Genomic DNA, 22,849 nt, shown 5'->3' with positions numbered 1-22,849 from the left:
GTGCACACCGATTCCTCTCCACCGGCGATCACCCCGCACGTGGTCCGAGCGGGGTGATCGAATCCGGATGTCAGAGTACAAAATCGCCCGAATTCCGGCAGAACGGGCCTCAGCGCCGGAAGATCACCCATTTCATGGCGGAATACATGAACGCGGCCTCGCCGGCGCCGGCCAGAATGCGGGCGAGGTGGTACTCCACGCCGACCGCCGTCAAGACGCTGGATACGCCGAGGATGAAGGCCAGATAGTTGATCACCACCGCCGCGACGTACACGGCCAGCTGTGGCACCACCGCGGCGTGCGAGCGGAAGTTCAGCGCCCGGTTCAGTACATAACTCAGGCCGAAGGCGACCGCGTACCCGCCGGTGATCGCGACCGGCAGCGGCACCACGCCGTGCAGCAGGGTGAGCACCAGCAGGTCCACCGCGAAGGTACCGCCGTTGATGAACGCGAAGCCCAGAAAGGTCGGCGCGACAACGGTATTCAACCCGAACGGCAGTCTGGCCACCACCGCGGCACAGGCCTGGTGGAACCGGGCCGCCAGCCGCGCCGCGGCGGTTTCGGGTTCGATCCGCACCTCGTCACGCTGCCACCGGCAGGTGTCCGTGCGGTTATCGAACAGCGAAATCCCGGTTCCCCGACGATGCATCACGCCACGTTGACGCGGCAGGCGGGACAGTTGTCGACGGTCAGCGCCGGGTGCGGATGGCCGAGGTCGATGAGTCTGGTCCAGCAGTAGCGCTTCATATCGCAGCCGTCGAGCGTGCACTCGGAATGCCGTCTGTTCAGTTCGCCGTGCATCTGCGCGGGTGTGAGCCCGTGGCCCGGCCACTGGTGGAACACTGGATTGTCCATATACACCCTCCCTTTCGCACACCATCGACGATCGGCACGAGAACCCTTGTGCGACATGATGCAACACAGTCGGGGGCGATGGACCGATTTCGCCGCGAAGCGCGCTCTGACGGTGGCGGCCGAAATGCGCGCGGACGTCCGTCAGAGCCGGCCGGGCGCGGACTGCTCGCCGGACGCGGACCGGCGCGCGGCCAATTGGATCTCCAGTAGCAACCGATCGGCATCGGATTCCAGATCGATGCCCATCAATTCGGCCGCGCGGCGGATCCGGTAGCGCAGGGTGTTGGGGTGGATGCCGAGATCGGCTGCGGCGGAACGCACATCGCCGTAGCGGCGCAGATAGGCATCGAGGCTCGCCCGCAGCCGGCCGGAGTTCCGGCGATCGTGGTCCATCAACAGGTCCACCCGTGGATCCCGCAGGTCCGGCCGCTCGCCGACGGCGGCGAGGATCTCGGCGAGCAGCACGGTGGTGCGCGAACGCGCGAGCGTGGTGACCGGTTCCGCGTCCGGCAGTTCGGTCGTGTGGTCGAGCACCCGGTCCGCCTCGGCGCGCGCCCGCGCGACATCGGCGAGCCCGTCGACCGGAGCCGCGATCGCGCCGCGCAGTTCCAGGCCGAAGTGCTCGCCGAGCCGGCCGATCACCTGCCGGGCCCAGGAGGCCACCCGGTCCACCGAATGATGTTCCGGGAACAGCACATACAGCCGCGGGCCGATCATGGTGGTCAGGCAGTCCTGCCGGAACGCGCTGGCGTGCAGCCGCAGGGTCACGATCACGCGCTGCATCAGCTCGTCGTCCTCGCCCGCGCCGGCGCATCGGCCGAAGCCCACGACCGCCGCGGGCCCGTCCGGCGTGACGCCGAAGTGGTGCGCGAACGCCGCGACGTCGACGCCGCCGCCGTGCGCGCCGAACAACCGCTGGATCAGCAGCGCGTCGCTGGTCGGGGCGCGCCGGGCCCGCCAGATCACCCGCGCGGCGATGGAGGCGGCGCCGCGCAGGGTGTGCGGGCTGTCGGCGTCGAGCGGTTCACCGCCCTCCTGCACCCAGATGGTGCCGAGGACCGCCGGTGCGCGCCCGCCCTGGCGGCCCGGCTCCCGGATGCCGATGGCGATCCGCCGCCGGGTCTCCCACTCCGGCTGCGGCGGCACTTCGATGGTGTCACCGGAGTTGCGCAGCCGATCGAACACGCCCTCGCGTTGCAACCAGCGCATATAACCGGACGGACCCTGCCGGCCCAGTACCGACAACCGCCGCACCGGATCCGCGACGGCCGCGTTGTCCGCCGAATAGGCCAGCACCCGGAACTGGTCGTCCTCGATGCTGACCAGCCCGCGAGTGGACGCCGCCACCGACTGGGCCAGTCCGAACAGGTCGGTGTCGAGCGCCGGCGGCTGCTCCGCGCCGGTCCGGCCCGCGTTGTGCCCGGTGATGCGGTCGATCAGCGAGTACACCATCTCCCAGCGGGCCTGCGGATGCACCGCGACCACGGCCACCCCCGCGCCCGCCGCGGCGGCCCGCAACTCCGCGCTCACCGACTTGGAGAACAGCACCCGCGGCCGGTCGGCGGCCGGGCAGTCGCGCGCGAGCGCGCACAACCAGTCCGTCGCCTCCCGGTCGCCGACGCCGACCTGCAGATACGCCTCCGCGAGCGGTTGCCCGGGCGGTAGATCCATCACGAGATCGCCCGCGTCCAGGAAGGCCACCTGGTCGACCACGACCTCGTCGCCCTGCGGCGCGTCGACCAGCGTGGCCACCGAGTTGGTCAGCGACGACAACAACTCGGACAGGGACAGGAACCTTGACACCCTTTCATTCAACTGGACAGAGACACGCCCCGCAATTCGTGCGATCGGACAACCCGATGAGTGCCCGGAGGGTGTTTCCTGGCAGGCATGGACGCGATCACCACGGTCCCCGTACCGGCCAACGAACCCGTGCATTCGTACGCTCCCGGGACGCCCGAGCGAACCCGGCTCCGGGCAGCGATCACCACCCTCGCCGCCGAACCGATCGAATTACCGCACGTCATCGGCGGTCGCCCGCGCCGCGGTTCCGGCGCGCGGGTCGATGTCGTGCAACCCCACCGCCACGCCGCCGTGCTCGGCACGGTGTCCGTGGCCGAACCCGCCGACGCGCACGCCGCCGTCACCGCCGCGATGGCCGCCGCACCGGCCTGGCGGGAGCTGCCCTTCGACGAGCGGGCCGCGGTCTTCCTGCGCGCCGCCGATCTGCTGGCCGGGCCGTGGCGGGAGACCATCGCCGCCGCCACCATGCTGGGGCAGTCCAAATCGCCGTATCAGGCGGAGATCGACGCGCCCTGCGAGCTGGTCGATTTCTGGCGTTTCAACGTGCACTTCGCCCGGCAGATCCTGGCCGGGCAGCCGATGTCGTCGCCCGGCGTGTGGAACCGGACCGACCACCGGCCGCTGGAGGGTTTCGTCTACGCCGTCACCCCGTTCAACTTCACCGCGATCGCCGGCAACCTGCCGACCGCTCCCGCGCTGATGGGCAACACCGTGGTGTGGAAGCCGTCGATCACCCAGGCGGTGGCGGCGCATCACACGATGCGGCTGCTGGAGGCGGCCGGACTGCCGCCGGGGGTGATCAATCTGGTGCACGGGCACGGTCCCGAGGTCTCGGCGGTGGTGCTCGACGATCCGCGGCTGGCCGGGATCCACTTCACCGGCTCCACCGCCACCTTCCAGCAGCTGTGGCGGGAGGTCGGGAACCGGATCGACCGCTACGACGGTTATCCGCGGCTGGTGGGCGAGACCGGTGGCAAGGATTTCGTGCTCGCGCACGCCTCGGCGGATCCGGAGGCGCTGATCACCGCGCTGGTCCGGGGCGCCTACGAATATCAGGGACAGAAGTGCTCGGCGGCCTCGCGTGCCTTCGTCCCGAAATCGCTGTGGAGCCGGATCGGCGGCGAGGTGGTCGACCGGATCGCCGCGCTGAGCTACGGCGATGTCACGGATTTCGGTAATTTCGGCGGCGCGGTGATCGACCGCCGGTCGTTCGAGCGGAATGTGGCGGCCATCGACCGGGCCAAGGCGACCGCGAGCCTGACCATCGCGACCGGCGGCAGCTGCGACGACCGGATCGGCTGGTTCGTCGAACCCACGCTGCTGATCGGCGAGGACCCCACCGACGAGGCGTTCCGCACCGAGTACTTCGGGCCGATCCTGTCGCTGCACGTCTACGACGACGATCGGCCGGGCGCCTTCGCGGAGGTGCTGGGCCTGGTGGACAGCGGGTCGAAGTACGCGCTCACCGGCGCGATCCTGGCCCGGGATCGGTCGGCGATCGATACGGCAAGCGCCGCACTGCGTTTCACCGCCGGAAACTTCTACGTGAACGACAAGCCGACCGGCGCGGTGGTCGGTCAGCAACCCTTCGGTGGCGCCCGCGCCTCCGGCACCAACGACAAGGCCGGATCCCCGCTGAACCTGCTGCGCTGGGTGTCGCCGCGGTCGATCAAGGAGACCTTCGTGCCGGCGACCACCGACGGCTATCCGCATCAGGAACCCGACACCGGGGACCCGCGATGAGCGCGGCGGGAGTGCTGTCGCATCCGCTGCGGCCGCTGCTGCTGACCGCCGCCCGGTCGCAGCGCCTGGAACGGGGACTGACCCGGATGCCCGCGACCCGGCGGGTGGTCGATCGGTTCGTGGCCGGCGCGACCCGCGACAGCGCGCTGCCCGCGGTCCGGGAGTTATTGCGGCAGAACAAGTTCGTGTCGATCGACTATCTCGGCGAGGACACCACCGAGCCGGCGCAGGCCCGGCGGGTGGTGGACCAGTACCTGGCGTTGATCGAGGTACTGGCCGGACTGCCGGCGCCGGACAGCGAGGCGACGGCGCGGCCCCTGGAGGTGTCGCTGAAGCTGTCCGCGCTCGGGCAGGCGCTGCCCGGCGACGGGCACGCGGTGGCGCTCGGCAACGCCCGGATCGTCGCGGCGGCCGCGGACGCCGTCGGCCTGTGGGTGACCGTCGACGCGGAGAACCACACCACCACCGATTCCACGTTGTCGATCGTGCGTGAACTGCGGCAGCACCATCCGGAGACCGTCGGCACGGTACTGCAGGCCTACCTGCTGCGCACCGAGGCGGACTGCCACGCCTTCGCCGCCGAGGGCGCGCGAATCCGGTTGTGCAAGGGCGCCTATCGGGAACCGGAGTCGGTCGCGTTCCAGCGGCCCGCGGAGGTGTCCGCCTCGTATCTGCGCTGCCTGCGAATCCTGATGGCGGGCAAGGGGTATCCGATGGTCGCCACCCACGACCCGGAGATGATCGAGACGGCGGCGCTGCTGGCCACCGCGGCCGGCCGCGGCCGCGACGAGTTCGAATTCCAGATGCTCTACGGGGTCCGGCCCGCCGAACAGGATCGGCTGGTGCGACTGGGACAACGGATGCGGGTGTACGTCCCGTTCGGCGACCAGTGGTACGGCTACCTGGTCCGCCGGATGGCCGAACGCCCGGCGAATCTGTCGTTCTTCCTCCGGGCGGCCACCGCGCAGGACTGATCCGATACGTAATATCGGCGAAACCTGCCGCAATATAACGAAATACCCGGCACATATTCCGGGCACAACCGAAAAATGTTTCGCCGCACACGAGTTCACGCTCGACCGAGGGGCCCGGTTTCGACCGGGCCCCTCGTTTCGTACTCTGGGCACAGTGGGCGCACAGGTCCCGGAACTCGAAAGACGTTCCGGCGTCGTTCATCCGAACGATTCGCAGATCGGAAATCTATGTCCGGCCGGACATGCGGCCGTGGGGAATGTTGTTCGGGAAAACAGAATCCCCGGCCGTTCCGCCGCTTATGGTCCGTGCATCGTTCGTACCTCAGGAGGAAACTGTGCACACCAGGAATGTGGCCCGAGTGGGCGTGCCGCTGCTGGCCGTGTGCCTCGCGCTCGCGGCATGCGGTTCCCGAGACGAGCACGGGGCCGGCGACTCCGGCGGTGGCACCGTGCTGAAGATCGGGTTCGACGCGCCGCTGACCGGCGATCTGTCCGCCGTCGGCCTCGGGTTGCAGCACTCGGCCCAGCTCGCCGTCGACAAGGCCAACAAGGACGGCCTGGTGCCGGGTGTGAAGTTCCAGTTGGTCGCCAAGGACGATCAGGCGCAGGCCAGTATCGGGCAGCAGAACGCGGCGGCCTTCGCCGCCGATTCCGCGGTGGTCGGTGTTGTGGCTTCGTACAACTCGTCGGTGGCGCAGTCGATGATCCCGACCCTCGACAGCGCCGACCTGGTCCAGGTGTCGCCCGCCAACACCAATCCCAGTCTCACCCAGGGCGCGAACTACACCACCGCGAAGGCCCGGCCGCACAAGAACTACTTCCGCACGATCCCGACCGACGCGCTCGAGGCGCCGGCGGTCGCGATCTACACTCACGACACGCTGAAGCTCACCAAGGTCGCCGTGGTCGACGACGGCAAGGTGTACGGGCAGGGCGTGGTACAGAACTTCACCGACAAGTTCACCGCGCTCGGCGGCCAGATCGTCACCAAACAGCAGGTCAGCGATGCCGCGGTCGACTATTCGGCGGTCGTGAACGACATCAAGAATTCCGGCGCGCAGGCCGTGCTGTTCGGCGGCGAGTACCCCCAGGCCGGGCCGCTGTCCAAGCAGCTGAAGGCGGCCGGGGTGAACATCCCGCTGCTCGGCTGCGACGCGGTGTACGACGAGCAGTACATCAAGCTGGCCGGGCCCGCCGCCGAGGGCGACGACGTCGTCACCGCGGGCGCGCCGATCGGCAAGACCGCCGAGCAGCAGGGGTTCATCGACGCGTACAAGGCCGCCGGATTCGCCGAGCCGTACGGCATCTTCGGCCCGTACTCCTACGACGCCACCACCGCGATCCTGCAGGGCGTCAAGGCGGCGACCGCGGCCAACGGCGGCAAGGTGCCCGGCCGCGCCGCGATCGAAGCGGCTGTGCAACAGGTGAATTTCCCGGGCCTGACCGGAACGGTGGCATTCGACCAGTACGGCGACACCACGAACCGCACCATGGTGATGAACACCGTCAAGGACGGCAAGTGGACGACCGTGGGCACGGTCGCGCAGTGAACCCCGCACCCGATCACGCAGTCGGCCCGGTGCGCGGTCGCGCGGCCGGTGCCGCACACGGTCGGGCGCTGATCGGCCGCCTGCCGGCCGGCCGCTGAGCCGGATCCCGTCGCGCCCGCCGGTGCGGCGGGATCCGGCTGTCCGCGAACGTTTCTCGATCCACGGAGGACCACCCCTTGAGCACCACCGAGCTGTTACAGCTCCTGACCGGCGGCGTCGTCCTCGGCGCCCTGTACGGCCTGATCGCGGTCGGCTACACGATGGTGTACGGCATCGCGGGCCTGATCAACTTCGCGCACGGTGAGATCTTCATGCTCGGCGGTTTCGGCGCGCTGTTCGTGTACACCTGGGTGCCCGCACTGCACCACGCCGGTCTCTGGCTGGTGCTGCCGATCCTGCTGATAGCCGGTGTCTGCGTATCGGTTTCGGTCGCGCTGACCGCCGAGCGACTGGCCTACCGGCCGCTGCGGCACGCGCCGCGGCTGGCGCCGCTGATCACCGCGATCGGCCTGTCGATCGCGTTGCAGCAGTTGACCTTCCTGTTCTATCCGGGCAAGAATGCCGCGGGGAAGGCGGCTTTCGGCGCCTCCCAGCCGCAGGTGTTCCCGCAATTGCCCGGCAGCCCGATCCATCTGGGCGGCATCGTGATCCAGCGTGCGGACGTGGTGACGGTGGTGCTGGCGGCGATATGCATGGCGGCGCTGGCCTGGTTCGTGGCCCGCACCCGGCTGGGCCGGGCGATGCGGGCGACGGCGCTGGACCCTGACGCCGCCCGGCTGATGGGCATCGACACCGACCGGCTCATCGCACTGGCCTTCGCGATCGGCGCGGCACTCGCGGCGGTGGCCGCCCTGGCGCAGGGCCTGAAGTACGGGCAGGTCAGCTTCGGGATGGGCTTCATCGCCGGGCTGAAGGCGTTCACCGCCGCCGTGCTCGGCGGGATCGGCAGTGTGCAGGGCGCCATGCTCGGCGGACTGCTGCTCGGCGTGGTCGAATCGCTGGCCGCCGGCGGTCTCGGGCACATCCACGCGGTGGCGCAGTTCGGCGGCGGCGCGTGGAGCGACGTCTGGGCCTTCGTGGTCCTGATCGTGGTGCTGCTGGTGCGGCCGCAGGGCCTCGTCGGCACCTCGGCGGGAGATCGCGCATGAAGCGAATCAGGTTCTCCCGCTTCGGGTTACCACCCCGGCTGGGTTACGGACTGATATTCGGTGGCGCAGGCGTGGCGCTCGGCTCCACCTTCACCGCCTGGACCTGGACCCGCCGCTTCCCCGGCAACCTCACCGTGACCGGATATCCCGGTGGCAACCAGTTGATCACCCTCGCGGCGGCGCTGGTGGTACTGATCTTCGCACTGGGCGCGATCGGAGTGCCGGTGCTCCGAGCGCTGGCGCCACGCGGTTTCGAGCGGCCGCTACGCGCGCTCACCCTCGCGCTGGCCGCGTCGACCTGGTACACACTCCTGGCCATCGCCGTCGAACTGGGCGGACTGGCCAACTGGGAGCCGGGTGCCGCCGTCGCGGGAATCGGCACACTCCTCACCGTGGCAGGCGCATTCGGGCTACCGACCGAGCAGCGAACCACAACCGCAGCACGACAACCGAACTCGGACACGGCGCGATCGCGGACATCGGCCGCGCCACGGCAACGAGCGGAGGCCGCGCTTGGGCGACCGGCGGCAGCAGAATCGCGGCAAGAGACGGAAGCCGGACCGGTACGACAGATATCGGCCCTGCCGTGGCGCCGGACGGTGATCATCGAGTTGGCAACCGTCTTCGGCGTGGTTCTGGTCGCCATGGTGTTGTTCGACTACGGGCTCGACACCGACAGCACCGAGGCGTTCCTCGCGTACGCGCTCGCTGTCGGGTTCGCCGGGTGGGCACTGGTCCGGGCCGGGCTGACCGAGCGGTTCAGCGCGCTGACTGCCAGGCATCGGAGGGCGACCGGCCTGGCGACCGTGGTGGCCGCGGTGGTCTTCGTGGTCCTCCAGAACGACGACACCTACACCACGACGGCGGACAATATCCTCGTCTTCGGTACCGCCGCACTGGGTCTCAACATCGTCGTCGGGCTCACCGGGTTACTGGATCTGGGATACGTCGCGTTCCTCGGCGTCGGCGCCTACACCGCGGCACTGGTGTCCGGGTCGGCGTTCTCCCGGTTCGCGCACGTCACACTGCCGTTCTGGGGTGCGGCGCTGCTCGGCACGGTGGTCGCGGTGATCTTCGGCGTCCTGATCGGCGCGCCGACGCTGCGGCTGCGCGGCGACTACCTGGCGATCGTCACGCTCGGCTTCGGCGAGATCTTCCGGATCACCGTGAACAACCTCAACGGCGTCTCCGGGCCGGATCTCACCAACGGTCCCAACGGAATTCCGGCGATCCCGGATCTGGACCTGTTCGGCTGGGACTTCGGGAAATCGCATCATGTTCTCGGCATCACGCTCACTCGGTTCGGCAACTACTACCTGCTGCTGGTGGCGCTGATCGCCGTGGTCGCGCTGATCTACGCGCACGTGCGCAACTCCCGGATCGGCCGGGCCTGGGTGGCCATCCGCGAGGACGAGATGGCCGCGGCGGCCATGGGCATCAACGGTTTCCGGCTCAAACTGCTGGCGTTCGGGCTCGGCGCGAGCCTCGCCGGGCTCGCGGGCACGATTCAGGCGCACGTGACGACCACGGCCACGCCGGATCAGTACCAGTTCGCCGGGACCGCACCGCCGAATTCGGCGTTCTTGCTGGCCGCCGTCGTGCTCGGCGGCATGGGCACGATCAGCGGCCCGCTGCTCGGCGCCGCCGTGCTGTATCTGGTGCCGGAGAAATTGCAGTTCTTCGAGAACAAACAGCTGCTGTTGTTCGCGATCACCCTGATCCTGATGATGCGGTTCCGGCCAGAGGGCCTGGTGCCGGATCGCCGGCGCAGCATGGAATTCCACGAGGACCAGATCGCGGAGGAACAGGCCCGTGAGGCCGTCGCGGCGGAGGAGCGACAGGCCGGCACGCCCGGGAAGCACACGGAGGTGATGGCATGACGGCGGCGACCGCTCCGGTGCTGGAGGCGCGGGGGGTGACCATGCGGTTCGGCGGGCTCACCGCGGTCGAGAACGTGGACCTGACCGTCGGCCCTGGCGAGATCGTGGGCCTGATCGGCCCGAACGGCGCCGGGAAGACCACCTTCTTCAACTGTCTCAGCGGCCTGTACCGGCCGAGCTCCGGGCAGGTCCTGGTCGGTGGCGTACCGCTGCCGCCGCGACCGCACGCCGCGGCCCGCGCCGGACTGGCCCGCACCTTCCAGAACATCCGGCTGTTCCCGAACATGACCGTCACCGAAAATGTGATGGTGGGCAACCACATTCGCACTCGGCAAGGGCTGTTCTCGGCGATCGGGTACGGACCGCGGTACCGGCACACCGAAAAGGCCACGCGCACACTGGCTCGCGAACTACTGGATTTCGCGGGCATCCACCAGCACGCCGAATCACCGGCTCGCAGCCTGCCCTACGGGGATCAACGCCGGCTGGAGGTCGCCCGCGCACTGGCCTCGGACCCGTCGGTCCTGCTGCTGGACGAGCCGACCGCCGGGATGAATCCGGCCGAGACGCGGCAGATGCGAGACCTGGTGCTGGCCATCCGGGATCGCGGCGTCTCGGTCCTGGTGATCGAGCACGACATGCGCTTCGTCTTCGGGCTCTGCGACTGCGTGGTGGTCCTCATCAACGGCCGGAAGTTGTTGCAGGGCAATGCCGAACAGGTGCAGGCCGACGAACGGGTGATCGAGGCGTACCTCGGGACGCCGGCCTCGGCCGACCGAGAAGGCCCCGCCGCGCCGGCCGGCTCGGCCGAGGCGGAGAACACTGCCGACGCCGACGATGCCGATACGGCACACCCGCACGGCAATCCCGCACCGACTGCCGGAGAGGAGGGCTGAGATGGCACTGCTACAGGTCGAGGACCTGCACGTCGCCTACGGCGCGGTCACCGCGGTCAAGGGGATCAGTTTCGAGGTGGACGCGGGTGAGATCGTCACCCTGATCGGCGCGAACGGCGCGGGTAAGACCACCACGCTGCGCACGCTGTCCGGCCTGCAACGGCCGGAGGCGGGCACGATCCGGTTCGACGGCCGGCCGATCCACGGCCGGCCCGCGCACGAGATCGTGGCGCTCGGGCTGGCCCACTCTCCCGAGGGGCGGCACGTCTTCCGCGATCTCACCATCGAGGACAACTTGCGGCTCGGCGCCTTCCTGCGGCGGGACCGGGAGATCGACGCGGATATCGCGCACGTCTACGAGATGTTCCCGATCCTCGGCGAGCGTCGCACCCAGGCGGCGGGCACCCTGTCCGGTGGCGAACAGCAGATGCTCGCCATCGGCCGCGCGTTGCTCAGCCGCCCGAAACTGCTGATGCTCGACGAACCCTCACTGGGCCTGTCCCCGCTGATGTCCGCGCGCATTCTCGAGACGGTCGATTCGCTGCGCGCCGCCGGCACGACCATCCTGTTGGTGGAGCAGAACGCACACGCCGCCCTGTCCCTGGCCGACCGCGGTTACGTCCTGGAGATCGGCCGGATCACGGTGTCGGGCAGCGGAACCGAACTGCTCGCCGACACCCGGGTCCGCAGCGCCTATCTCGGAGAGGACTGAGCGATGCCGCGGGATGGATACCCGCCGGATCCGATTGCCGGGCAGCCGGACTCGGCGATCGCGGGCCGAACAAGCCTGCGCTGAAGCCGGATTCGGGCCGGCTCGAGTCGTCCGGGTCCGGCCGTGCCGATGAGGGGACGGCCGGACCCGGATCGAACACGAGGCGGCTCAGCCGATCCGGATCTCCGGACCCGGCACGAAATCCGGGTCCACCTGGTCGGCGTATTCCGCGCCTGCCCAGGCGTTGGCGTTGCGGAGGTGGAATTCGACCGCCTGGCGCTGGTATTCGTTCCAGTCCCGCACGACGAAGTCCAGTTCCGCGCGAACGGTGTTGAGCGCGTCCAGGTTCTGCGGTTCCAGGTCGTGGATCGGCCGGATCTCCCCGCGTTCGGCGGCCCGCACGTGCCCGGAACGGCCGATCCAGCACAGCAGGTCGTCGCCGACCTGTTCGCGCAGGAACGCCAGATCGTCTTCGTCGCAGACCTTGTTGCCGACCACCGCGATCCGGATGCCGAAATCCTTGGCGTAGCCGAGGTATTGGCGATACACCCCGACGCTGCGCAGGGTCGGCTCGCAGACCAGTGCGGTGAGATCGAAGCGGGTGAACAGGCCGGAGGCGAATGCGTCGGCCCCGGCGGTCATGTCGACCACCACGTATTCGCCGGGCCCGTCGACCAAATGGTTGAGCAGCATCTCCGCCGCGCCGACCTTGGAGTGGTAGCAGGACACCCCGAGGTCCTCGTCGGCGAACGGCCCGGTCACCATCAGCCGCGCGCCACCGACCTCGCGCAGACAGGCGGTATAGATCGGATTGGGTTCCGGCACCCCGATCAGCCGCGAGCCGCGGCCGGGCGGGGTGGTCTTGAGCATCGCGCTCGCGGTCGCGATCCGCGGATTGTCACCGCGCAGGTAGTCCTTGATCAGCGGCAGATGCTCGCCGAGGGTCGGCAGCGTCACCGCCTCCTCCTCGTCGGCGCCCAGGGCCGCCGCGAGGTGCTGATTGATGTCGGCGTCGATCGCCAGGACCGGTGCGCCCTGCGCGACCAGCTGCCGGACGAACAACGACGACAGCGTCGTCTTCCCACTACCACCCTTGCCGACGAAGGCGATCTTCACCGCCGCGTACCCCTTCCCAGTTGGAAACGATTTTCGTATTCAAACTCGGCGTCACTGTAGCCGGTCGGAACCCCCGTCGACGACACCACCCCGGGTACACCGGATCGATCCTGGGCAGTTGCCCAAACCCTCGAGGCCGCGCGATAGTATGATGCTCGCCATAGGAGAATGAGATTCTCAGAACAGTCCGAACCCGGAGGCTTTCGTGTCCCAGAGTGACCTGCCCTACCAGCTCTTCGACGCCGACAATCACCTGTACGAACCGCCGGAGGCGCTGACCAAGTTCCTGCCGAAGAAGTACGCGAACGCGGTCAAGTACGTCCAGGTCGACGGTCGGACGAAGATCGCGATTCGTGGCCACATCAGCGAGTACATCCCCAACCCGACCTTCGAGGTCGTCGCCGCCCCGGGCGCGATGGAGGAGTACTTCAAGAACGGCAACCCGGAGGGCAAGAGCCGCCGGGAGATCTTCGGCAAGCCGATCAAGGCGACCCCGGCGTTCCGCGAGCCCGCGCCGCGCCTGGAGCTGATGAACGAGCTGCAGATCGATCGCGCGCTGATGTTCCCGACCCTCGCCAGCCTGCTCGAGGAGCGGATGAAGGACGACCCGGAGCTGATCCACGCGGTCGTGCACGCCCTCAACGAGTGGCTGTACGAGACCTGGTCCTTCAACTACGAGAACCGTATCTTCACCGTGCCGGTGATCAGCCTGCCGATCGTCGACAAGGCGATCGAGGAGCTGGAGTGGGTCGTCGAGCGCGGCGCCAAGGCGATCCTGGTGCGGCCCGCGCCGGTGCCCGGCTTCCGCGGCACCCGCTCGTTCGCGCTGCCGGAGTTCGACCCGTTCTGGAAGCGCGCGGTCGAGCTCGACGTGCTCATCACCATGCACTCCTCGGACAGCGGCTACGCCCGCTACGCCGCGGAGTGGGACGGCGGCAACCAGGAGATGCTGCCGTTCGTCACCAACGTCTTCAAGATGATGAACGAGTGGGCCCCGATCCGCGACGCGGTCGCCTCGTGGGTATGCCACGGCGCCCTGTTCCGCCACCCGGACCTGAAGTTCGCCGTCATCGAGAACGGCGCGACCTGGGTGCCCGGCCTGTTCGAGCAGCTGGCCGCCGTCTACAAGAAGGCCCCGGAGGGCTTCGGCTTCCAGGATCCGGTCGCCGCGCTCAAGAAGGCCCTCTACATCTCCCCGTTCTGGGAGGAGGACCTGGGCGCGCTGGCCGACCTGCTCGGCGCCGATCACGTGCTGTTCGGTTCCGACTACCCGCACCCGGAGGGCCTGGCCGAGCCGACCCGCTACATCCACGAGCTCAAGGACCTGCCCGAGGCGGACCAGGCCCTGATCATGGGCGGCAACTTGGCTCGCCTGCTGAAGGTCTAGTGAGGACGCATGGATATCAATGATCTGATCCTGGTGAGCATCGACGACCACGTCGTCGAGCCGCCGGACATGTTCAAGAATCACACTCCGGCCAAGCTGGCCGACGTGATGCCGCGGGTCATCGTCGACGACCAGGGTGTCGACCGCTGGATGTACCGGGGCAACCCGGTCGGCGTGACCGGCCTGAACGCGGTCGTCTCCTGGCCGCCGGAGGAGTGGGACCACAACCCCGCCGGCTACGCCGAGATGCGCCCTGGCGTGTACGACATCCACGAGCGCGTGCGGGACATGAACGCCAACGGCGTACTCGCCTCGATGTGCTTCCCGACGTACGCGGGCTTCAGCGCCGGACATCTCGCGAAGGTCAAGGACGAGATCACCGTCCAGATCATCCAGCTCTACAACGACTGGCACGTCGACGAGTGGTGCGGGGCCTACCCGGGCCGGTTCATCCCGCTGGGCATCATCCCGCTGTGGGATCCGCAGCTGGCCGTCGCGGAGATCGAGCGGCTCGCCTCGAAGGGCTGCCGTTCGGTGTCGATGCCGGAGCTGCCGCATCTCGAGGGGCTGCCCAGCTACTTCGACATGAACTACTGGGGCCCGGTGTTCCAGGCGCTGCAGGACAACCACACGGTGATGAACCTGCACATCGGAATGGGTTTCGGCGCACTGCGTCTCGCCCCCGACGCGCCGATCGACAACCTGATGTGCCTGGCGCCCACGGTTTCCCAGATCACCGTGCAGGATCTGTTGTGGGGCCCGGCTTTCCGGACCTATCCGGGCCTGAAGATCGCGCTGTCCGAGGGCGGCATCGGGTGGATCCCGTTCTTCCTGGATCGCTCCGATCGCCACTACACCAACCAGAAGTGGCTGCGCCGCGACTTCGGCGGCAAGCTGCCCAGCGAGGTGTTCCGCGAGCACGTGATGGCCTGCTACGTCACCGATCCCACCGCGCTCACCTACCGCGACAAGGTCGGGATGGACATCATCGCGTGGGAATGCGACTTCCCGCACTCGGATTCGCTGTGGCCGGATGCCCCGGAGTTCGTGCTCAACGAGCTGAACGCCGCCGGCGCCTCGGACGAGGACATCAACAAGATCACGTGGGAGAACGCCTGCCGCTTCCTGGAGTGGGATCCGTTCGCGCACATCCCGAAGGAACAGGCCACCGTGGGCGCGCTGCGCGCCCAGGCGACCGACGTCGACCTGTCGATCCGCTCCCGCCGGGAGTGGGCGGCGATGTACGCCGAGCGCGTCGCGAGCTGACCGATCCCCCGACGGCCCCGGCACCCAGGTGGTGCCGGGGCCGTCGCCGTATCCCGTCCATGTCATTCGCCCGAATCCGGAGAATCATCTTTTGTATTTCACCGGAAGAATGATGTTACATAAATGCAATGGCGCGGTCCGCAGTAATTCCCCGCTATTGATCGGCGCTGATTTGCGGTCTACCGTGGAATGCGTTGTACCGGTCTGTTCTATGAGTTCCGAATACCTTCCGGAAGGAGGAGATGCGGAGTGCAGAACAGCAGCACGGATCGACGTTTGGCCAGGATCGCTGTCGCCGGTCTCATGGTCGTTCTCCCTATGGTCGCGACCGCGGCGCCACTGATCGCCCAACCGCCGCCGCCGTATCCGGGCATGCCCGGACCGCCGCCGCCACCGCCCCCGAGGCCGTGTAGTGGCAGCGGAGGCAGCATGTGCTGACCGAAACCGCATTTCCATCGCACGACGAGGTGTATCGGATGGAGAGGAGTTTGATGTGAGCTCGACGACCAGTATCAAGCGGCGCCTGGCACGTACGGCGTTCGCCGGTTTCGTAGTTCTCGCGCCGGTCACGGCGCTGGCCGCCCCGGTGCTGGCAGTGCCCGTGAGCCAGGGTGACGAACAGTACATCGACGGCATGCGCCACGACGGCCCGCCTCCGGGCAGCTGTAGCGGTAGCGGCGGCAGCAACGGCGGCTGCTACTACAACGTCGTCGTGCCCCCGCCGGAATAAGCACACGACATCGAACGCCCGGTCCATCACCGATGGACCGGGCGTTCCGCCGTCCGATCAGGGGAGATCGGGCAGCCAGTGCCCGTGGAAACCGGCCGGCACCCGGCACGGCAGCCGCACCGACGCCACCTCGGCGAGCCCTGTGGCGTCGAGCACCCGCAGCTCGGCTCCGTCCGAGCCGGACACCAGCGACAACAACCACCCGTCGTCCTCGGCGGCACCGGGCTCCGCCGCCGGAACGAAGACCGCCTCCCCCGCCCGGCCGCCCGCGGAATATCGGGCGACGGCCCCGCGGGCGAGATCATATTTCACGATTTCGGTATCGGCGACGGCATAGATATAACGACCGGGCAAACCGGTCCGCAAATCGTTTATGGTAGGAAATTCCACCGATAGCTCGTCTAGTTTCTCCTCGGCGACCCGAGTATCATCAGTGCCAATCCCACCAATTGTCCAGCGGTGTAGAACCGGACCGTTTTCCGCGTTCGCCGGGGCGTCGTACGGCCCCGGCGCGGCTGAATTTTCCGCGCCGGACCAGAATCGCTCGAACGATTCCCTCGAATATCGGACCGCGTCCACGACTACCACCCCGCCGGGGCGCTCGTGCGCGTTGCCGACATGGAACACGTAGCACGGATCCACCTCGTACCAGGTGACCGCGCCGCCGGCTTTCGGCATCACCCCGAGCCGGGCGCCGTAGCCGTCGTCCCAGCCGTACGGCATCCCGCCGCGTGCGGCCCGGACCGGGTCGAACACGACCGGCAGGTCCAGCCACACCACATAATTCTCGGTGATGGCGAAATCGTGCATCATCGTCGGTCCCGGCACCTCGACCACCCGGCTGTGCACCAGCTCGCCGGCCGCCGACAACCGGTGGTAGGTGAGATACGGCTCGGCGAACCCGTACCCGAAGAAGTGCAACTCACCCGTGACGGGATCCGCCTTCGGGTGCGCGGTCATCGCGGTGGTGAGCCGGCCGCCGAAATCGCATGCCCCGACCGTCCCCAGCTCCGCGTCCACCTCGTACGGCAGCCCGTTCTCGACCAGCGCGTACAGCCGGCCGGCATGCCGGATCACGTTGGTATTGGCCGCGTTCGCGGCCCGGTCCACGGTGAGATCGGGCCGGAGGAAGGGCGCCCCCGAGGTGAATCTACTGGTCCGCACCCACCGGTTGCGATACCACTCGGCCCGCCCGCCGCGCAGCCGCACCCCGTGCAACATCCCGTCGCCGAGGAACCAGTGCCCCGGATCGGCGCCGGTCCGCGGATTGGGCCCGTTGCGCACGTAGCGACCGGTCAATTCGGGTGGCAAGGCTCCCTCGACCGGCAGGTCGAAGGCCTCGAGTTCGTCGGGAACGGGTGCGAGGTCACCCCGCAGGTACTCGGGCAGTTCGTGCACGGTCATCGAATTCCAGTCAGACGTTCCACTATGGCATGTCAATCGTAGAACCTCTCATAGAGACCTGTCAATAGTGGAATATCTGCGCCCAGTCCCGCCCGGTCGGTACCGTCTCCGGAACCCCCTGTAGCGCAACCGAATACAAACCTTGTAACCTGGAATGCACAGGCACCGGGGAGGATTCATGAAGAAGTTGATCCTGGCGACCCTGACGATCATCGTGCTCTGGTCGACCATCGACTACAGCCGCACAGCGGGCCACCTCGGCATCCCCATCCTGATCGGCGTGGTCGGCGCCCTGCTGCTGGCCAACCTCGCGACGCAATAGCCCACCCGGTCACCGGGTCTCACCTCGCCGGACTCGCGGCACCGTGTGCGGCAGTTCGGAACCGCCTGGCCGCGGCGGGCGGAATGCTATCGTCGGTCCATCCGACCCGGTGAGTCGTAGAGAAGGGGGCGAACATGCGGGCGGGTTTCGCGGTCACGATGGTGACAACGGCTCTGGTCGTAGGCGCGGCGGCGGGATGTGGATCGTCGGGTTCAGGCGGCGAGACGAGTCCGAGCGGCCGAAGCACCTCAGCGACAACGACTCTCGCCGCGCAAGCGCCCACGGGATTCGATCCGTGTCACGACATTCCGACATCCGTGCTGGACTCGGAGGGGCTCGACCACAAGGCGACCAATGCGGACTCGGATGGTTCGGGCGGCGCGAAGTGGCGCGGCTGCATCTACGCTGCGGCAGACGGCTACGGCGCCTCCATCCGCACAACGAACATCACGCTGCCCATGGTGCGGTCCAACATCGGCTTCGCAGTCGCTGGCGAGATGGTCATAGGTGACCGTCGGGCGCTCAGCTATCACGATGTCGATCAACCGGATCATCGGGCCTTCTGTCTGCTGAACCTGGAGATGAAGGGGGGCAGCCTCGAGATCTCCATCGACAACCCCGCATCGAGCAGAAAAACGGGGCGGCTCGAGAGTTGCGACATCGCGAAAGGGCTGGCGACCAAGCTAGCGCCACTCATCGCGTCAGGAACCTGAAAAGTAGTTGCCCTCAACATGTTCGGGCGAGATCGAGTAGGAGGCAGCGTACGTGAGTGATGACGCTACACCCGGAGGCCCACTCGCTGAGCTCATTGCCGATGCGCAAAAAGGTCTCCTCAGCGTGCACCTCAGCGATGATGTACGCGTCAACGCAGAGGAATTCGCTTACATCGAGCGAGACTGTGAAGCGTTCAAAACCGAGATCAGGCGATTACAGACGATCGCCACGAACATATCCAACCAGAAGCGCTGGGGCCTCGGCGAGGACCAGGCCGTGCTCACTTCGGCGAAACTGGTTGTTCGCCGCTTCAGATCGAAAGCTGCGGTGGTCGATTCCTCCAGCGACTCGTCCAACAACGTGCACGACACTCTCGAGCAGCACTATCGGATCGTCGACGATCTCCAGCAACTACATCGCGCGATCGCCCAGCGATACATCCAGGCCGATCAGGAGTTCGCCGCGCGCTACAACGAGTTGATGGCGAACATGCCCACCAGCCCGGTCGGCGCGGAGGACCGCTGACTACGCCGTCACCGTCGTCCGGAGCGAACGGGGTCGGCGGCTCGGGGCCCCATCTTCTACAAGACCAGTAGGCTGGCTTCGAGAGTGTTTCCGGTGAAAGGGGCGAACGCGTGGCGGGTTCGATGTTCAGCGTGTTCGGGCGAATGATCGCGTTGCCCGGTCGGCGTGACGAGGTGATCGCGTTGATCAAGGAATCGGCGCTGGCAGCGGGCGACGACAGCGGTTTGCTCACCTACACCGTCAACACCGCGCTGGACGACCCGGATGCGCTCTGGGTGACGGAGCTGTGGATCGACCAGGAAGCTCACGACACGGCCACCCGTTCCGACCCGGTCACCGAGGTGACCCAGCGTTTCCTCGAACTCCTGGCCGAGCAACCCGCGGGCTTCTACGGCCATGCCGTCCACGTCCAGGACCGAATGCCCGACGGTTCACGCTGACGGCAGGCCACAATGCACGCCATGGCATCAGCGGTTCTCGTAGGCCGCGGCACGCAGACGTTCCAGCGTCCGTTCGATCCACGACGTGAGCAGTGCGGTGATCTCCTCCGGAGTGGCGGGGCGGATCGACGCATGTTCCCGAGTGCGCTGTTGTAGGTAACGGCCGTCGCCGACCAGATCCAGCCACTGTGCGGCATACCGCGGCGCGGTCGGGCCGTGTTGTGCGCCGGTGCGCAGCATGACACTCCCCCCACCCGCGGCCGGCCGGTCGAACCTGCGCCGGAACCGCTCCGCGGCCTCGTTCCGCGCGGGATTCGCGAGAACCTCGGGTCGCAGATCATCGATGTGGAAGGTGTCCGGCTTCCCGCCTCCCGCCGGGAAGGCAGGCAGCAGACGCGCCGTGCGCATGGGCAGCAGGTCCGGGCGAAAAAGCCGACAGCGAATCGTTCCCTCGACACCCGCGGCGACCGTCTGCGACAGCAGCACCGCGTGATACGCGGTACGGCCGCCCACCATTCGATATTCCTGCTGCTCGCCGTCGCCCAATACGGTTGAGACACCGATGATTTCGATGAGAAGGTCGGCGGCGGCGAGCGTGTGCAGCGCGAGCTGGATCAGTTCGGTCTCGTCGGCGTCGTAGTGGCGGCGCACCGATCGCCGGTGCGCCGCCACCTCGCCGTTGGTCCGGAAGCGGCTGAGATACCCCAGGGGAAACGGGAACCGATCATCGGCATCGCTTGTCCACAACGCCGCGAAATCGTCCGGCTCCCAAGTCCATTCGGACATCACTCACCGCCCGGCTGCTCACTCACGGGCGGCTCGTCGTCCTCGGTGCCGATCACCCCGTCCTGCAACGTCTTCGGCTCCGGGCCGAGCAGTTCGGCGGCATTCTCCCCGGTACGCAACCACTCCGGGAGCCGGCGAGTCCGTTCGTCCTCCTCCGAGCGCGCCCTTCCCCCGGGCATCCCCACACCCGGCACGCCCGCGGCACCTCCCCCGCGCAGCGCGGACCCGCGCGCAGTCGTGGCCGGCGCACCTCCGACGCCCGGCACACTGCGCCCCCGCGCGGCAACCTCCGGAGCGGCGAGCCCCGGACCGGCAACCCCGGGCCCGGCGAAGCCCGGGCCGCCGGTTCCGAGTCCACCGCCAGGACCGCCCGACCACGTCCCGGCTCTCGAACCACCGAGCCCGCTCACCGAGTCGCCGGGCGAGCCCGGCGCCTCGATCCCGGCCGCCCGAGTCGAGGGCAGATCCGATCCGGCGCTCGCGAGACGGTCCGCGGCAGCTCCCGGATCGGCCGGCGAATTCGAGGCACCGGCAGGCACCGCCCCGTCCGATGGGACAGGCGAATCCTGCTCCCGGTCAACGCTTTCGGGTCCTCGGGACTCGTCCGGCCGAACCACATCCGCCCCCGGCCGAACGACCGCACCATCCCCGTCGCGCCCGCCCGGACCGGAACCGCTGTCCGGCAACGTGAACAGCGGAGCGGCCGGGCTCACCGGTGTCGGCAGGACGGGAATCTCCCCGTCGACCCGCCCGAACGGCGTCACGTAATTGGTCCCCATCACCCGCTGCGCCTCGTCGCGGGCATGGTCGATCTTGGACTTGGCGTGCGACCCGGACAGCGGACCGACCGTCCACCCCTTGTAATCCCACGCCGGAACGGTCGAAACCGGCTCCGGCAGTTTGGTTCTGGTGTCGTTGATCGACTCCACCGCCGCGCCTACCCGATCGGCCAGCGCCTGCAACGCCGGAGTCAGGTCATGCGCGCGGGCAACGTAATTGGCGATCGCCTCCCGCGACGCCTGCGCGGCGGGCCCGTCCCAGGCCGACGCGCTGGAACGCAGGATGCGCGCACCGAAATCCCGCACCGCGTCGCTCCACCCGGTGGCGATCTTCCGATAGCTCTCCCCCGCGTTGTGCGCATCGGTGGTGTCCAGCGGATGAAACGCGCGGTAGATGTCCCAGTGCGAGAGACTCTTCGGATTCTCCCCGCCGTTGCCGATGCTCGGCCGCTCATTCTCGATCGACATTCGCCCACCCCGTCCGATCCCGATCGGCCTCGTGGCGTGCACGACCACGAGCCCGCCCCTGACACATCCGGCCGCGCCGATTTTACAACAATCGAACGGAGCGAAAGTGAGCCGCTCGAATCACCCGATCGGATGAACCCGGATCAGCCGAGACTGCGACGGCCGGCACGAGCCGCGAAAGCGTCGAGGGCGTCGAGTATTTCGCGCGCCTGCCACATCCGGTTCCGGCGCTTGCCGGTGAATTCGGTGAGCACACCTGCGTCCACGAGAGGGTCGAGCGCTCGAACGGCGTTCGAGGGAGGGAGATCCAGTTCTCGCGCGATCGTCTCGGCGTCGAGAACAGGCAGGCGCAGTGCGAGATCGGCGATTCGCCAAGCCGTGGCCTGCGGCCGAGCATTCACGGCCGCAGCCCATTCTCGCCGGATCTCGATGACCTCGGAGACGAGAAGGCGAGCGTTGGTCAATGCCGCGAAAGTGGCTTCCGCCATCCTGGTCACGATCGGAACCGGGTCGCCGTTCCGGTAGGCGGTCAAGGCGGCGAAGTAGGTGGTGACATCGGTGAGCAGACCCGCCGCGATCGGCACCGTCACGTTCCGGGTCAGTTGCCGGGTACGCAGCATCGAATGGATCAGGGCCCGGCCGGTCCGACCGTTGCCGTCCGTGAAGGGATGCACGGTTTCGAAATGCGCGTGGGCCAGCGCGGCATGGACCAAGATCGGGATGTCGTCCCGTCTGGTGAAGGCCATCAGGTCGGCCATCGCGGCGGGTACCCGGTCGTGATGCGGTGGCACGAACTCGGCGCCGTGCGGGCCGAAGTTGTCGCCTCCGATCCAGACTTGCCGGGTTCGCCACTGTCCGGCGGCGGGTTCATGTCCGGTCATCAACGCAGCGTGCACGGCGAGGACGAGATCCTCGTCGAGGCTGTCGCTCAGATCTATCGCCGTCTGCATGGCGTGCACATTGCCGATGATCTCCACCGCATTGCGCTGGTCGGTGGCGCCGAGTTCGGCCAGGGCAATGGCTTTTGCGCCCGAAGTCAGATTTTCGATACGCGATGACGATGACGATTCGGAACGCAGCAGGACCGCACCGAACGGTGCCACCATCGCACCCGCCTCGGCGTCGAAGCGAGCGATATCGATCGACGCCTCCTCGGCTGCCGCCAGCACCGCGCTCGGCAGAACGACCCGCTGTCGCGCGATCAGCGGCACCGTTGCCGCCCGGTAGGGCCCGCGATGACGCTCCCGCACCCGTCGTGACACCAACTCGGCGGGAAGCGTAGGAACCCAGAGATATTCCTCCCACTGGACCTTCGGCCACACGTCAACTGATGACATTAACGGCCAGTATA

The 22,849-nt window shown here is 67.9% G+C and carries 22 protein-coding genes; 14 read left to right on the top strand and 8 right to left on the bottom strand.

Annotated elements, in window-relative coordinates:
• Positions 1 to 109: 109 nt before the first annotated feature.
• The 3 genes from NRB56_RS26900 to NRB56_RS26890 all read right to left on the bottom strand — a co-directional run bounded on the left by NRB56_RS26900 (position 110) and on the right by NRB56_RS26890 (position 2,658).
• Positions 110 to 577, bottom strand: coding sequence for a GtrA family protein (locus NRB56_RS26900; RefSeq protein WP_319943579.1), 468 nt, complete (start codon positions 575 to 577; stop codon positions 110 to 112).
• 71 nt (positions 578 to 648) lie between these two features.
• On the bottom strand, positions 649 to 855 hold the full coding sequence (locus NRB56_RS26895) for a hypothetical protein (RefSeq protein WP_153346986.1): 207 nt from the start codon (positions 853 to 855) through the stop codon (positions 649 to 651).
• A 141-nt stretch (positions 856 to 996) separates the two neighbouring features.
• Entirely contained in the window at positions 997 to 2,658 is a 1,662-nt protein-coding gene (locus tag NRB56_RS26890) for a PucR family transcriptional regulator (RefSeq protein WP_319943578.1), read from the bottom strand.
• Positions 2,659 to 2,745: 87 nt separating this feature from the next.
• On the opposite strand from NRB56_RS26890, the gene pruA reads away from it, so the two are divergent.
• The 7 genes from pruA (at position 2,746) to NRB56_RS26855 (ending at position 11,561) form a co-directional block, all read left to right on the top strand.
• Complete coding sequence (gene pruA / locus NRB56_RS26885; RefSeq protein WP_153346982.1) at positions 2,746 to 4,401, top strand: L-glutamate gamma-semialdehyde dehydrogenase; 1,656 nt, start codon at positions 2,746 to 2,748, stop codon at positions 4,399 to 4,401.
• Positions 4,398 to 5,375, top strand: coding sequence for a proline dehydrogenase family protein (locus NRB56_RS26880; protein ID WP_153346980.1), 978 nt, complete (start codon positions 4,398 to 4,400; stop codon positions 5,373 to 5,375). Before pruA ends, NRB56_RS26880 begins: the two co-directional genes overlap by 4 nt.
• Positions 5,376 to 5,710: 335 nt before the next feature.
• A complete protein-coding gene (locus tag NRB56_RS26875; RefSeq protein ID WP_319943577.1) occupies positions 5,711 to 6,925 on the top strand; it encodes a branched-chain amino acid ABC transporter substrate-binding protein in 1,215 nt (404 codons plus the stop codon).
• Between the two features lie 176 nt (positions 6,926 to 7,101).
• Positions 7,102 to 8,073 (top strand): branched-chain amino acid ABC transporter permease, encoded by a 972-nt coding sequence (locus NRB56_RS26870; protein WP_153346975.1) that lies wholly within the window; start codon positions 7,102 to 7,104, stop codon positions 8,071 to 8,073.
• Complete coding sequence (locus NRB56_RS26865) at positions 8,070 to 9,953, top strand: branched-chain amino acid ABC transporter permease (RefSeq protein ID WP_153346973.1); 1,884 nt, start codon at positions 8,070 to 8,072, stop codon at positions 9,951 to 9,953. The genes NRB56_RS26870 and NRB56_RS26865 overlap by 4 nt, the downstream gene beginning before the upstream one ends.
• Positions 9,950 to 10,849 carry an ABC transporter ATP-binding protein gene (locus NRB56_RS26860; RefSeq protein ID WP_153346971.1) on the top strand — a complete coding sequence of 300 codons (900 nt, stop codon included), beginning with the start codon at positions 9,950 to 9,952 and terminating at the stop codon, positions 10,847 to 10,849. Before NRB56_RS26865 ends, NRB56_RS26860 begins: the two co-directional genes overlap by 4 nt.
• A 1-nt stretch (position 10,850) precedes the next feature.
• The gene (locus tag NRB56_RS26855) at positions 10,851 to 11,561 is read left to right on the top strand and encodes an ABC transporter ATP-binding protein (protein ID WP_153346969.1); all 711 of its coding nucleotides are present in this window, start codon (positions 10,851 to 10,853) and stop codon (positions 11,559 to 11,561) included.
• Positions 11,562 to 11,729: 168 nt separating this feature from the next.
• Here the strand turns inward: NRB56_RS26855 and NRB56_RS26850 are convergent, their stop codons facing one another.
• Positions 11,730 to 12,677, bottom strand: a complete 948-nt coding sequence (locus tag NRB56_RS26850) for an ATP-binding protein (RefSeq protein WP_319943576.1) — start codon at positions 12,675 to 12,677, stop codon at positions 11,730 to 11,732.
• A 205-nt stretch (positions 12,678 to 12,882) separates the two neighbouring features.
• Here NRB56_RS26850 and NRB56_RS26845 point away from each other — a divergent pair, with 205 nt between their 5' ends.
• The 3 genes from NRB56_RS26845 (at position 12,883) to NRB56_RS26835 (ending at position 16,060) form a co-directional block, all read left to right on the top strand.
• Positions 12,883 to 14,064, top strand: a complete 1,182-nt coding sequence (locus NRB56_RS26845; RefSeq protein WP_319943575.1) for an amidohydrolase family protein — start codon at positions 12,883 to 12,885, stop codon at positions 14,062 to 14,064.
• A gap of 9 nt (positions 14,065 to 14,073) precedes the next feature.
• Positions 14,074 to 15,330 carry an amidohydrolase family protein gene (locus tag NRB56_RS26840; protein WP_153346967.1) on the top strand — a complete coding sequence of 419 codons (1,257 nt, stop codon included), beginning with the start codon at positions 14,074 to 14,076 and terminating at the stop codon, positions 15,328 to 15,330.
• Between the two features lie 493 nt (positions 15,331 to 15,823).
• Positions 15,824 to 16,060 carry a hypothetical protein gene (locus NRB56_RS26835; RefSeq protein WP_019932822.1) on the top strand — a complete coding sequence of 79 codons (237 nt, stop codon included), beginning with the start codon at positions 15,824 to 15,826 and terminating at the stop codon, positions 16,058 to 16,060.
• A gap of 57 nt (positions 16,061 to 16,117) precedes the next feature.
• Here NRB56_RS26835 and NRB56_RS26830 read toward each other — a convergent pair whose 3' ends face one another.
• Positions 16,118 to 17,464: a carotenoid oxygenase family protein gene (locus NRB56_RS26830; protein ID WP_153346965.1), complete on the bottom strand. Its 1,347-nt coding sequence runs from the start codon at positions 17,462 to 17,464 to the stop codon at positions 16,118 to 16,120.
• Between the two features lie 178 nt (positions 17,465 to 17,642).
• On the opposite strand from NRB56_RS26830, the gene NRB56_RS26825 reads away from it, so the two are divergent.
• The 4 genes from NRB56_RS26825 (at position 17,643) to NRB56_RS26810 (ending at position 19,465) form a co-directional block, all read left to right on the top strand.
• On the top strand, positions 17,643 to 17,786 hold the full coding sequence (locus tag NRB56_RS26825; protein ID WP_153346963.1) for a hypothetical protein: 144 nt from the start codon (positions 17,643 to 17,645) through the stop codon (positions 17,784 to 17,786).
• 134 nt (positions 17,787 to 17,920) lie between these two features.
• Positions 17,921 to 18,499: a DUF3558 domain-containing protein gene (locus NRB56_RS26820; protein WP_319943574.1), complete on the top strand. Its 579-nt coding sequence runs from the start codon at positions 17,921 to 17,923 to the stop codon at positions 18,497 to 18,499.
• 52 nt (positions 18,500 to 18,551) lie between these two features.
• Entirely contained in the window at positions 18,552 to 19,025 is a 474-nt protein-coding gene (locus tag NRB56_RS26815; RefSeq protein WP_227838384.1) for a hypothetical protein, read from the top strand.
• 110 nt (positions 19,026 to 19,135) lie between these two features.
• The gene (locus tag NRB56_RS26810) at positions 19,136 to 19,465 is read left to right on the top strand and encodes a putative quinol monooxygenase (RefSeq protein WP_319943573.1); all 330 of its coding nucleotides are present in this window, start codon (positions 19,136 to 19,138) and stop codon (positions 19,463 to 19,465) included.
• Positions 19,466 to 19,492: 27 nt separating this feature from the next.
• Here NRB56_RS26810 and NRB56_RS26805 read toward each other — a convergent pair whose 3' ends face one another.
• The 3 genes from NRB56_RS26805 to NRB56_RS26795 form a co-directional block, all read right to left on the bottom strand.
• The gene (locus NRB56_RS26805; RefSeq protein WP_153346961.1) at positions 19,493 to 20,251 is read right to left on the bottom strand and encodes an ESX secretion-associated protein EspG; all 759 of its coding nucleotides are present in this window, start codon (positions 20,249 to 20,251) and stop codon (positions 19,493 to 19,495) included.
• On the bottom strand, positions 20,251 to 21,498 hold the full coding sequence (locus NRB56_RS26800; RefSeq protein WP_153346959.1) for a hypothetical protein: 1,248 nt from the start codon (positions 21,496 to 21,498) through the stop codon (positions 20,251 to 20,253). The genes NRB56_RS26805 and NRB56_RS26800 overlap by 1 nt, the downstream gene beginning before the upstream one ends.
• Positions 21,499 to 21,641: 143 nt before the next feature.
• Complete coding sequence (locus NRB56_RS26795; RefSeq protein WP_153346957.1) at positions 21,642 to 22,835, bottom strand: Fic family protein; 1,194 nt, start codon at positions 22,833 to 22,835, stop codon at positions 21,642 to 21,644.
• Positions 22,836 to 22,849 lie beyond the last annotated feature (14 nt).

This window comes from Nocardia aurantia (assembly GCF_009604425.1).
Lineage (GTDB): Bacteria > Actinomycetota > Actinomycetes > Mycobacteriales > Mycobacteriaceae > Nocardia > Nocardia aurantia.
This window is presented reverse-complemented; position numbering and strand designations above follow the sequence as displayed.

Coding starts and splice junctions, on each gene's coding strand:
- NRB56_RS26860 (WP_153346971.1), top strand. CDS start 9,950: ATGACGGCGGCGACCGCTCCGGTGCTGGAGGCGCGGGGGGTGACCATG.
- NRB56_RS26800 (WP_153346959.1), bottom strand. CDS start 21,498: ATGTCGATCGAGAATGAGCGGCCGAGCATCGGCAACGGCGGGGAGAAT.
- NRB56_RS26880 (WP_153346980.1), top strand. CDS start 4,398: ATGAGCGCGGCGGGAGTGCTGTCGCATCCGCTGCGGCCGCTGCTGCTG.
- pruA (WP_153346982.1), top strand. CDS start 2,746: ATGGACGCGATCACCACGGTCCCCGTACCGGCCAACGAACCCGTGCAT.
- NRB56_RS26840 (WP_153346967.1), top strand. CDS start 14,074: ATGGATATCAATGATCTGATCCTGGTGAGCATCGACGACCACGTCGTC.
- NRB56_RS26805 (WP_153346961.1), bottom strand. CDS start 20,251: ATGTCCGAATGGACTTGGGAGCCGGACGATTTCGCGGCGTTGTGGACA.
- NRB56_RS26855 (WP_153346969.1), top strand. CDS start 10,851: ATGGCACTGCTACAGGTCGAGGACCTGCACGTCGCCTACGGCGCGGTC.
- NRB56_RS26830 (WP_153346965.1), bottom strand. CDS start 17,464: ATGACCGTGCACGAACTGCCCGAGTACCTGCGGGGTGACCTCGCACCC.
- NRB56_RS26825 (WP_153346963.1), top strand. CDS start 17,643: ATGAAGAAGTTGATCCTGGCGACCCTGACGATCATCGTGCTCTGGTCG.
- NRB56_RS26895 (WP_153346986.1), bottom strand. CDS start 855: ATGGACAATCCAGTGTTCCACCAGTGGCCGGGCCACGGGCTCACACCC.
- NRB56_RS26865 (WP_153346973.1), top strand. CDS start 8,070: ATGAAGCGAATCAGGTTCTCCCGCTTCGGGTTACCACCCCGGCTGGGT.
- NRB56_RS26820 (WP_319943574.1), top strand. CDS start 17,921: ATGCGGGCGGGTTTCGCGGTCACGATGGTGACAACGGCTCTGGTCGTA.
- NRB56_RS26795 (WP_153346957.1), bottom strand. CDS start 22,835: ATGTCATCAGTTGACGTGTGGCCGAAGGTCCAGTGGGAGGAATATCTC.